Source organism: Luteibacter sp. P4_E6 (genome assembly GCF_056401535.1).
On sequence record NZ_JBFUJE010000129.1, the window covers coordinates 1 to 9,378 of the forward strand.

The following is a 9,378-nucleotide window of genomic DNA, read 5'->3' on the forward strand; positions in this document are numbered from 1 at the left end:
GTACCGCTTGCTCGCCCGTCGTGTCGCCGATGGCAGCGTCGAGGTCGGCGGCAGTCAGGACGGCGCTGCGCTGGTCGGCACAGGTGGGCGAGGCGACGAAGATCTGTGTCGCCAGGTAGTCGTCGAAGGCGGGTTTCTGGGGAGAGAGCGAGGCCTGCCGTGTCGCCGGCGGTTGCGCAGCGGTCGCGGCAATCAGGTCATCGAGCACATAGGGACGATCGCAGCCGATATTTCCGGCGAGCACCTTGGTCGCKGCCGCGGCGATGGCCGTATCGTTCTTGTTGGCCTTGCCTTCGAGCAGCAACAGCTGCTGCTTGGCCAGCGCGACGCGCTTGTCCTGATCGGAAACGTTACGAACCATGGCTGGCAAGGTATCGAACCAGGCCATGCCTTCCTTGCCCTGGTAACGCTGCTGGTAGGTGTCGAGCACCTCGGCCACGGATGCGAGCGATCCCTTCACCGCTTCGTCTTTCTGGTGCGAGAGGCGTGCGTCACCGGAGAGGAGTGCCGCGATCTGCGGGTAGAACTTTTCACGAGGTTGCTCGGCGAGGATGCGTCCGAGCTCTTCGCCGTCCGGACCGATGGCGACATAGGTCGGTAGGAAATGGACGTTGAGCTTGTTCATCCATGCCTTGTCGGCCGGCTTATCGGCATCGGCCTCGTAGAAAACGATCTTCTTGCCGAGATCGTCCCATTCCTTGCCGTTGAGGACATGGCTGGCCATGTAGTAACACGAGTAACACCAGACCGCCTGGAAATCGACCAGCACCGGCTTGTGCTCGCGCTTGCCCTGGGCAAGTGCGGCATCGAGGCTGGCAGGACCCTCGTGCGCGGCATAGGCCGGCGCGACAAGGGTGAGAAGGGCGGCGGCGAGCAGGCGCTTCATCGTGGACATCCCCTTTGGCGGTATAGACGTCCACTCTATTAGCACGTTTTTGGCGCCGTGTCAGATGGTGCCGCTGGCCCCTTCGATGGGCTCGGGGTCTGACACCAGGCCCTGGCGGCGTCGCAGCGATGGGAACCACCAGGTCCACAGGCCGACCACGACCAGGGTGCCGATGCCCCCGATCAGGGTGGCATTTACTGCACCGAGTGCGGCGGCAAGTATGCCGGACTCGAATTCGCCCAGCTGGTTGGAGGTGTTGATGAAGATGGCGTTGACCGCGCTGACCCGCCCGCGCATGTCGTCAGGCGTCTCCAGCTGCACCAGTGCGCCACGAATGACCATGCTGACCATGTCGAAGGCGCCCAGGGCGAACAGCGCGACCAGCGACAGCCAGAGCGTGGACGAGAGGGCGAAAACGATGGTGGCGACCCCGAAGCCCGCCACGGAGGCAAACATGATCGGCCCCACTCGCCGCGTCAGGCTGTTGTGCGCCAGCCACACGGACATCAGCAGTGCGCCGACCGCGGGCGCGGCGCGAAGCAGGCCGAGGCCCCACGGACCGGTATGCAGGATGTCTTTGGCGAAGATCGGCAGGAGCGCCGTGGCGCCGCCGAGCAGCACCGCGAAGAGGTCCAGGGAGATAACCCCGAAGACAGCCGGGCGATGCCGTATGAAATGCACGCCAGCGAACAGGGTCTTCAGCGTGGCCGGCTCGCGACGGGGTGGTTGGTGGTCGTACGACAGTCGCGACATCAAGGTGAAAGCGACGAGGTAGAGCACGGCCGAGACCGAGTAGACGGTGCCGGGGCCGGCGACATACAGCAGGCCGCCCAGGGCGGGGCCGGCGATCATCGCCGCCTGGCCCGCTGAGGCCGTTGAGGCCATGGCACGGGGAAGCACGGACGCAGGTACCAGCGCCGGGAGCATCGACTGCAGGGCGGGAAACTCGAACGCCTTGCCGACACCGATCACGAACACCAGGGCGAGGATTCCCAACTCGTTGATGTGCCCCGTGAGACTGAAAATAGCGAGCAGGGCGATCGCCAGCCATTCGATGGACTGGCAGATCGTGACGATGCGGCGCCGGTCGAACTGGTCGGCGAGATGGCCGGCCGGCAGGGCCAGCAGCACTGAGGGCACGAACTGGACCAGGCCGATGAGGCCGAGGTCGAGGGCACGATGGGTGATCTCGTAGATCTGCCAGCCGACCGCGACCGACATCATCTGGAAACCGAAACTGGAGGCGTTCTTGGCGAACCAGAAGTGCAGGAAGGCGCGGTGGCGAAGGAGGGATACCGCTTCGGGGGACGACGAAGACATGGGTGGTCCTTGGGGAGTCGGGGGATTCTACGCCCGCCTTGCCAGCAGCCGCGCCAAAGGGCGAAGCTAGGGGTTCGTTCTCCGGGATGCCATCGCCATGCGCCGTTTCGCTCCGCTCGCCGTTCTCCTTGCCACCGCCACGATGGCCGCCTGTTCGCAGCAGTCCGAGCCCCAGGCCGCACAGCAGGCACCGGCGAACAACCAGGCCGACGAAGCGGCGAAGAAGCTCGAGACCTACCAACAGCTGTTGAAGCTGCATAACGACGGCCCCGCCGTGCAGCTCGGCCACGAGATCGTCGACAAGTACCCGGATACGCCCGCAGCCGCCGAGGTGAAGAAGACGCTCGACAACCTCGAAACCAACTACAAGGCCACTAGCGAGAAGGCGCGCCTGACAGCCCTGTGGCTCTACCAGACCTCACCCATGGAGGGTGGTACGCAGAGCACGGCGACGATCCAGTCCAGCAGCCCGACGGGGGAGGCATCGGTACGGCTGATCCTGCGCCGGCATACGGCCTGGGGCCAGAACGCGTTCCTCTACGCCACGGCGGGGAAGGGTTTCGTCTGCAAGGGCGATTGCACGCTGAAGGCGACCTTCGACGGCAAACCGAAGACCTTGAAGGCCTTCCGCCCACCCACGGGCGAGCCGGCGCTGCTATTCCGCAACGACGCACAGTTCATCAAGGACATGGCGAAGACCAAGCGGATCACCATCGACGTGGTGACCGTCGGTCGTGGTGAGACGACGCTGACGTTTGAGACCGGTGGTTTTGACGGGGACAAGTGGGCGCCGCTTCCGAAGAAGAAGTGACGCCTGCGCGAGCGCCCGATCGCCGATGAATCGGCTCCCACATGGCAAGTGCGCCATCGCCGATGAATCGGCTCCTACATGGCAAGTGCGCCATCGCCGATGAATCGGCTCCTACATGGCAAGTGCGCCATCGCCGATGCGATGGCGCCCACCTTGTGCATCGCTGAGCTGGCTTCAGTGTAGGAACAGCTTCTCGGTGATTCGCGTGAGCGGCCACTCGAGCATGGTGTTGAGTCGGGCCGGCAGGTCGAGGGGCCGCAGGAGCATCTTTACCGTCATCTCGGCGGGGAGGTGCTTCTTGAGCAGACCTTCCGCACGACCCGCGACCCGGCGGAACTCGGCGTCGTCATGTGCCTTGTCGGGATGGCGAACGTTGAAGACGTGACGCAGCGCGATGTCGCTGTCTTCGTTCTTGATCTCGCTCAGGCGCTTGAGCAAGGTGCGCAAGGTGCTGAATCGACCGATCCTGTCGCGCTCGCGATAGATGCGGAAGTGCTGGTAGAAGTTCTTGTAATGACGGACTTCATCGCTCTTGATGTAGTTCGTCAGTTCGCGCAATACCGGTTCGTCGGTAACTTCGTTGAGTGCACGATACAGGCTCGCCGTTCCCGTCTCGACGACGCAACGCGCGGCCAGTTCCAGGCCACGGTTGGGCTCGAGCTCGTCGGGCGTGCAGACCGAACCGTAGTGCGCGAAGAAGCTTTGGAAACCGGTTTCCCAGTCGAACTCCGGCCACACGTGGCGCACATAAGCCGCCAGCGCGCGGCCGTGCTGCATTTCCTCATGCTCCCAGTGGTCACGGAGCCACGCTTGCAGCGTCTCGTCGCCGGCGAAGTGGTCGACCAGGAGATGCGTGTACAGGTCCGAGCCGCTCTCGACGAACGAGGAGCTGCACAGCAGCAGGAACAGGTCTTCGTTATGCCTGACCTTCTCGATGTCGATCCGCGAGAGGTCCAGTTTTTCGAGCGTCCATGGCAAAGTGGCGGCGTAGCTCACTCGTTTTCCCCGATCGCTTTGTCTTATCGCCCCGAGGGCATCTGACCGAATTGTGACAAAGCCGGGCAAGCATGGCTACGCGGCATCCTTGCGGCTACCTCACCACCGTCACGGGCACGTGGGCCTTGGCCAGCACGTCGGTCGAGGTCGAGCCGACCAGCCAGCGGGCCAGGGCGCCTCGCTCGGTATGCCCGATGACGATGTGGTCGACCCCGTGCCGTGCCACGTACGAGAGCAGGGCGTCGCCGGGGCTTCCATGAATGAGGTCGACGGCCACCGGTACGCCGGCCTCGGGCCTCAAGGCCTTCACCTCGGCGTTCAGCGCCTCGAGGCGCTCCCTGCCGTTGTCCGTCATCATCAGCGCCGCCGTATCGGCACCGTTGTCGATCTGGAGCACCGAGAGCACCTGGACCCTCGCCCCGGCGCAGGCGGCCAGCTCCAGGGCGAAAAGGTAGGCGCGGCGGGCGGTTTCCGAGCCGTCATAGCCAACCAGGATGTGCTTGGGCATGGGATTTCCCTTCAAGGAGCGGCGTTGGATCGATAGTAAGCCGCCTAAAGCCGCCCGGGGAGCCGGTTCACGGGTCCTCGACGAATCCTCGCCTTTCCTGAACGGGTGTCGGGAGCCTCCGTGTTTCTTCACATTCGTGAGTACAGAATCCGTCTCGCAGCTTCCTGCCATCTACCCACGGAGAAACGAACATGATCAAGCGCATTACCGGTCTGGCTGTCCTGGCACTCGCCGCTGCAGGTACCTTCTCCGCGCAGCCCGCCAAGGCGGCTTCGGACGCTGAGGTCAAATGCCACATGACGTTCAGCACCACGGGTTGGGCTGCGATCTACAAGAAGGCCGATGGCCGTGGCCACGTCCGCTGCGATAACGGCCAGAGCGCCGACGTGATCATCCACGTTCGTGGTGGCGGCCTCACCGCCGGCAAGTTCAGCATCGAAGGTGGCAAGGGTGAGTTCACCCACGTCCACGGCATCAGCGAGATCTATGGCGAATACGCCAGCGGCGGCGCCAATGCCGGTGTCGTGAAGAGCGCCGAGAGCGCGGCGATGACCAAGGGTGAAGTCTCCCTGGCCGTTACCGGCACGGGCCGTGGCTTCAACCTCGGCGTCGACCTGAGCAAGTTCGAGATCGAGCGGATCGGCAAGTAATACCCGCTTCCGTCAGCAAAGGGGCGTCCTCCGGGGCGCCTCTTTTTTTTGCGAATCTCACGCGCCGCCGCAACCGAAAGGGACGGAACCCGCATTCACGCGGACGAGTACACTTCCCTGATTCCCACCCACGAGGTTTCCCCATGCGTCGCCTCTTTACGCTTCTCGCTCTTTGCCTGGTCACTGTCTCTGCCTGGGCCGCCACCCCTGCCGGCCCCGCGGTCGGCGACAAGGCGCCCGATTTCAAGCTGCAGGACCAGAAGGGCGAGTGGCATTCGCTGGACACCGAAAAGGGCAAGTGGCTGGTCGTCTACTTCTATCCGAAGGACTTCACGGGCGGTTGCACCACCGAGGTCTGCACCTTCCGCGATGACATCGTCAAGCTCCACAAGGCCGGTGCCGTTGTCTATGGCGTCAGCCTGGACGACGTGAAGTCGCATGCCGAATTCGCCGCGAAGTACCACGTCCCGTTCCCGCTGCTCTCGGACGCAGACGGCGCCATGGCGACGAAGTACGACGTGCTCAGCGACGAAAAGGGCAGCAAGTACGCCCGTCGCGAGACCTTTCTGATCGACCCGACCGGCAAGATCGCCAGGGTCTATAAGGACGTGGATCCGGAAAAGAACTCCGGGCAGGTGCTTGCCGATCTCGCGCAGCTGAAGGCTTCGGGCACCTGAGCATGTTCAAACCACTGAAGGGGCCACGGCAGGCCCGTCCGTTCGCGCCGTGGCGCATCGTGGTCTGGCTGGTGATGTTGCTTGCGGCCGTGGGCTTCGTGATCAACGCCGCTGGCATCGTCGCCGCCGCAGGTGCCATCCGTTCCATCAGCGCCGAGGCGATAGCCGCGGGTACCCCCGATCCGCGTGTCTTCCTGGCTTGGTCGGTGGGCAATACCCTCGGGGCGTTTGTCGTCATGGTGGTTGCGCTGGGGACCCTGCGGTGGCGCGAATGGGGCCGAAGCGCCATGCGCATCGCGGCCGGCGTGCTGGCCGTCTGGGCGATCGTCACGGCGGTGATCGCTTTTCAGCAGTGGCAGGCGATCGGAGTGGAGCTCGGCCAGGGCGGTCTCGAGCCCGAACAGCTGCTCCGTGACGTGAAGCTGCGATCGATCCTCGTCGTGGGGATCGTGCTGAAGGCGGTCTCCGTACCCGTGCTGGCCTGGCTTGCGTGGACGCTGGGTCGCGTGTCCGTGAGGCAGCAGTTCGCTCAGCCCGCCTTGTGAGCAGGATGACCGCCCGCGTATTCGCCTTTGTCGTCGCTGCCTGCGTTGCGGGCAGTGTCGCGGCTCAGGACGTCGGCCAGATGTCCTGTGGGGTCGCCAGCAGCTACGACCTTACGGTGCGTTCGGATGCCCTTCTGTTCGAGCGCCCGGAAGTGGCTCCGCGCAGTGTGCGCATGCACGATGGCAGCCTCGCCACGGACGGTCGCACCGTGGCGCTGCGCCCGGACGAGCAAGACCGCGTCGCCCTTTTCGAGCGCAACGTCCGTGCCCTGGTGCCCAAGGCCAAGGCGATCGCCAGCGATGGTGTGGACGTTGCTGCGCGCGCTGTGCGCGAGGAGGCCGGCCGTGCATCTCCGGGATCACTGAGCAGCGGTGAGCTCGACCGGGCACTTGCCAGTCGCGTTGCCGAGATCAAGCGGCGTATCGCGGCGAGCCAGAGCACCCGCGACTGGCAGGCCGATGCCATGCGCGCCTATGCGCAGGAAATCGTCTCCGATATCACGCCCCTGCTGACCCAGGAGGTCGGCGGTGAGGCCATGCAGCTGGCGATGAATGGTGATCTGGAAGGCGCCGCCGCGCTGCGCGATCGCGTGGCGGATGTCTCCACGGGCGGTCAGGCGCGTGTCATCGCCCGGCTGGAATCGACCCTCAGGCCGCGGGTTCAGGCCCTCTGTCCGGCTGTCCGACAGTTGGTCGACCTCCAATCCGGCCTGCGCGACGCGTCTGGTCAGCCTTTGCTGTTGATCGAGCCCGGCGGCTGACCGCCGGCTGACCAGATACCGGGACGTTTATGACCGGCTAAGTCCGACAGGTCTAACGTTTCGCCCATGGAACGAAACTCGATCCGTGTCGTCAATTGGCTGATTCGCCGAGTCATCGCGGATCGTGATCTCTATGGTCAGGCGGCACGTGGCGTGCGAGAGCCGGGCCTGAAGGCTGTTCTGCAAGAATCCGCCGACTCCCTGACGGCTATCGCTGCGGAGTTACAAGGCGAAGTCACCGCCACCGGCGGGCGTCCGGCCACAGCCGGCGGCCCCATGAGTGGGGTCCGACGCAGCATGATGGAGGCGTCGGCAAAGCTCTCGAACGATCCGGATGTCACCTATATCCGCACTCTCGAACACATGGAGCGTCGACTGCTCGACGCTTTCCTGCGTCTCGAGGCCACCTCGGGAGATCGCGCCATCGTCGGTCGCCACATTGCGCGCCTGCGACTGCTGCACCTCGACATGATTCACATGGGTGGCGCGACCGGACGCTGAGCGTTTCCCTGAGCAGAAGCTCAGGCGGCGCGCCTGATCTCGCTTAGCGTGCGATGCATGTGGTGATCGGCCGAAACGCGAACCGGCCGTGTTGCGATGCGGGTTTCCCGGTCGGCAAAGAAGTTTGCGAACGCGATGGCATCGCCGGGATCCTTACGCACGGCGATCTGGACGCCCTCGCGAAAGATGGCCCAGGCCTCGCCGATATCCGCGATGTGGTAATCGATGACGTGCTGATTCACAGGCGACCCCTCGGTCTTGACGCGCCTTAAGGCGTACGTCGATAAGAATCGCGGGTCGGGGTCATCGGAAAAATCAGATGAATCTGAAAAATCCCACTTTTTTTTGAGAATAAGCTCAATCCGTAGACAGCTCCCGCGCCGATTCGATCAGACGCTCCACGTGCGATCGCAGCGCCGTGACCACGCTGGGGAGTCGTTTTAGCGCGGCGCCAGCATCTTCCCCGCGCAGCTCCCTTTCGAAGCGTTCGAGCATCGTGGCAGCGCTGGAGGGCCCAAAGACGCGGAGACCTCCGCCGATACGGTGACTCCATGCCGCCGCGTCCTCAGGGCTGCCGAGGTTCCCGGCATCGTCGATATCGGCATACGTCGCTGCGGCGAACCGGCTGACCATGCGGGGGAGCGCCGCAAGTCCCCCGAAATCCTCGCGCAAGGCGTCGAGATCCCACACCGCTGCTGCGTCCGTCACGGCCGCGAGGGCATCGCGCAGCGCGTCGAGCCGGACCGGCTTTGCAACGAACCCGTCCATGCCGGCAGCCAGGCATCGCTGCTTCTCCTCGGGCATCGCATTGGCTGTCATCGCGATGATATGCAGCATGGCGTCGTTCTCTCTCAGGGCCTGCACCAGCGCGTAGCCATCCATCCGCGGCATCTGCAGGTCGGTCAGGAGGACGTCGAAGGTCCGCGTCGATGCCGCCAGCAAAGCCTGTTCGCCATCGGCGACGATGGTGTGCCGGTGGCCGAGCCGATCGAGCTGTGCGGCGACCAGTTCACGGTTGGTGGCGTGGTCCTCCGCCACGAGCACGTTCAGTGGCACGTCGGTCTGTGCACGTGGGGGCGCTTCTCTCGGCTCGTCCGCCTCGTTGCGGGCGATGACCGGCAGGGTCAGCTCCATGGTCACCCGGGTGCCGACACCGCGCTCGCTGGTCATCGCGATCTGGCCGCCCAACAACGCGGCCAGTCGTCGACTGATCGCAAGGCCGAGACCGCTGCCGCCCGAGCGCGCGGTCGTGGACGCTTCGGCCTGGGTGAAGGGCGTGAACAACCGGGCCATGTCGTCAGGGGCGATACCGATCCCGGTGTCGGCCACCACCAACCGCAACGACTGATGGCCAGACGTCTCGCCCACCACCTCGACGATGACGACGATATTGCCGCGCGTCGTGAACTTGATCGCGTTGCTGACCAGATTGAGCAGGATCTGGCGCAGGCGCGCGCCATCGGTGAGGACGTATTCGGCAAGACGTTCGTCGATCCTGCGCGCGATGGAGAGTCCCTTTTCGTTGGCCTTCCAGGCAAACAGGTCGACGACCGCCCCGACCAGCTCACGCAGATCGACGGGGCGGCATGCAACGGCCAGCTGCCCGGCCTCGATACGAGAGAAGTCGAGCACGTCGTCGAGGATCTGCAGCAAGGCACCCGCCGAGGTTTCCGCGGTGCCCAGAAGACGTCGTTGCGCGTCGTCGAGCGAGGTCGTGCCAAGC

The 9,378-nt window shown here is 64.6% G+C and carries 12 protein-coding genes; 6 read left to right on the top strand and 6 right to left on the bottom strand.

All coding sequences use genetic code 11. The features are described from left to right. Positions 1 to 886: thioredoxin family protein (locus tag AC1DT2_RS10140; protein ID WP_477296101.1), on the bottom strand; the 886-nt coding region annotated here is incomplete at its 3' end. 60 nt (positions 887 to 946) lie between these two features. After that, positions 947 to 2,206 carry an MFS transporter gene (locus tag AC1DT2_RS10145; protein WP_063570519.1) on the bottom strand — a complete coding sequence of 420 codons (1,260 nt, stop codon included), beginning with the start codon at positions 2,204 to 2,206 and terminating at the stop codon, positions 947 to 949. A 97-nt stretch (positions 2,207 to 2,303) separates the two neighbouring features. Here AC1DT2_RS10145 and AC1DT2_RS10150 point away from each other — a divergent pair, with 97 nt between their 5' ends. Next, positions 2,304 to 3,017 (top strand): hypothetical protein, encoded by a 714-nt coding sequence (locus AC1DT2_RS10150; protein ID WP_063570520.1) that lies wholly within the window; start codon positions 2,304 to 2,306, stop codon positions 3,015 to 3,017. A gap of 174 nt (positions 3,018 to 3,191) precedes the next feature. On the opposite strand, the gene AC1DT2_RS10155 is transcribed toward AC1DT2_RS10150, so the two are convergent. Together AC1DT2_RS10155 and AC1DT2_RS10160 are read right to left on the bottom strand one after the other, a co-directional pair. After that, positions 3,192 to 4,013 carry a ferritin-like domain-containing protein gene (locus AC1DT2_RS10155; RefSeq protein WP_477296102.1) on the bottom strand — a complete coding sequence of 274 codons (822 nt, stop codon included), beginning with the start codon at positions 4,011 to 4,013 and terminating at the stop codon, positions 3,192 to 3,194. 94 nt (positions 4,014 to 4,107) lie between these two features. Continuing rightward, positions 4,108 to 4,521 (bottom strand): universal stress protein, encoded by a 414-nt coding sequence (locus AC1DT2_RS10160; protein WP_063570522.1) that lies wholly within the window; start codon positions 4,519 to 4,521, stop codon positions 4,108 to 4,110. Positions 4,522 to 4,712: 191 nt separating this feature from the next. Between AC1DT2_RS10160 and AC1DT2_RS10165 the strand changes: the two genes are divergently transcribed. The 5 genes from AC1DT2_RS10165 (at position 4,713) to AC1DT2_RS10185 (ending at position 7,655) form a co-directional block, all read left to right on the top strand. Next, entirely contained in the window at positions 4,713 to 5,171 is a 459-nt protein-coding gene (locus AC1DT2_RS10165; protein ID WP_213949814.1) for a hypothetical protein, read from the top strand. Between the two features lie 143 nt (positions 5,172 to 5,314). Next, on the top strand, positions 5,315 to 5,848 hold the full coding sequence (locus tag AC1DT2_RS10170; protein ID WP_063570524.1) for a peroxiredoxin: 534 nt from the start codon (positions 5,315 to 5,317) through the stop codon (positions 5,846 to 5,848). Positions 5,849 to 5,850: 2 nt separating this feature from the next. After that, positions 5,851 to 6,393 carry a hypothetical protein gene (locus tag AC1DT2_RS10175; RefSeq protein WP_477296103.1) on the top strand — a complete coding sequence of 181 codons (543 nt, stop codon included), beginning with the start codon at positions 5,851 to 5,853 and terminating at the stop codon, positions 6,391 to 6,393. 5 nt (positions 6,394 to 6,398) lie between these two features. Next, on the top strand, positions 6,399 to 7,154 hold the full coding sequence (locus AC1DT2_RS10180) for a DUF2884 family protein (protein ID WP_477296104.1): 756 nt from the start codon (positions 6,399 to 6,401) through the stop codon (positions 7,152 to 7,154). 66 nt (positions 7,155 to 7,220) lie between these two features. Continuing rightward, positions 7,221 to 7,655, top strand: a complete 435-nt coding sequence (locus AC1DT2_RS10185; RefSeq protein WP_477296105.1) for a PA2169 family four-helix-bundle protein — start codon at positions 7,221 to 7,223, stop codon at positions 7,653 to 7,655. Between the two features lie 20 nt (positions 7,656 to 7,675). Here the strand turns inward: AC1DT2_RS10185 and AC1DT2_RS10190 are convergent, their stop codons facing one another. Continuing rightward, complete coding sequence (locus AC1DT2_RS10190) at positions 7,676 to 7,897, bottom strand: hypothetical protein (protein WP_063574142.1); 222 nt, start codon at positions 7,895 to 7,897, stop codon at positions 7,676 to 7,678. Between the two features lie 115 nt (positions 7,898 to 8,012). After that, positions 8,013 to 9,308 carry an ATP-binding protein gene (locus AC1DT2_RS10195; RefSeq protein ID WP_477296106.1) on the bottom strand — a complete coding sequence of 432 codons (1,296 nt, stop codon included), beginning with the start codon at positions 9,306 to 9,308 and terminating at the stop codon, positions 8,013 to 8,015. Between the last annotated feature and the right edge of the window lie 70 nt (positions 9,309 to 9,378).

Coding starts and splice junctions, on each gene's coding strand:
- AC1DT2_RS10160 (WP_063570522.1), bottom strand. CDS start 4,521: ATGCCCAAGCACATCCTGGTTGGCTATGACGGCTCGGAAACCGCCCGC.
- AC1DT2_RS10165 (WP_213949814.1), top strand. CDS start 4,713: ATGATCAAGCGCATTACCGGTCTGGCTGTCCTGGCACTCGCCGCTGCA.
- AC1DT2_RS10185 (WP_477296105.1), top strand. CDS start 7,221: ATGGAACGAAACTCGATCCGTGTCGTCAATTGGCTGATTCGCCGAGTC.
- AC1DT2_RS10180 (WP_477296104.1), top strand. CDS start 6,399: ATGACCGCCCGCGTATTCGCCTTTGTCGTCGCTGCCTGCGTTGCGGGC.
- AC1DT2_RS10175 (WP_477296103.1), top strand. CDS start 5,851: ATGTTCAAACCACTGAAGGGGCCACGGCAGGCCCGTCCGTTCGCGCCG.
- AC1DT2_RS10170 (WP_063570524.1), top strand. CDS start 5,315: ATGCGTCGCCTCTTTACGCTTCTCGCTCTTTGCCTGGTCACTGTCTCT.
- AC1DT2_RS10150 (WP_063570520.1), top strand. CDS start 2,304: ATGCGCCGTTTCGCTCCGCTCGCCGTTCTCCTTGCCACCGCCACGATG.
- AC1DT2_RS10145 (WP_063570519.1), bottom strand. CDS start 2,206: ATGTCTTCGTCGTCCCCCGAAGCGGTATCCCTCCTTCGCCACCGCGCC.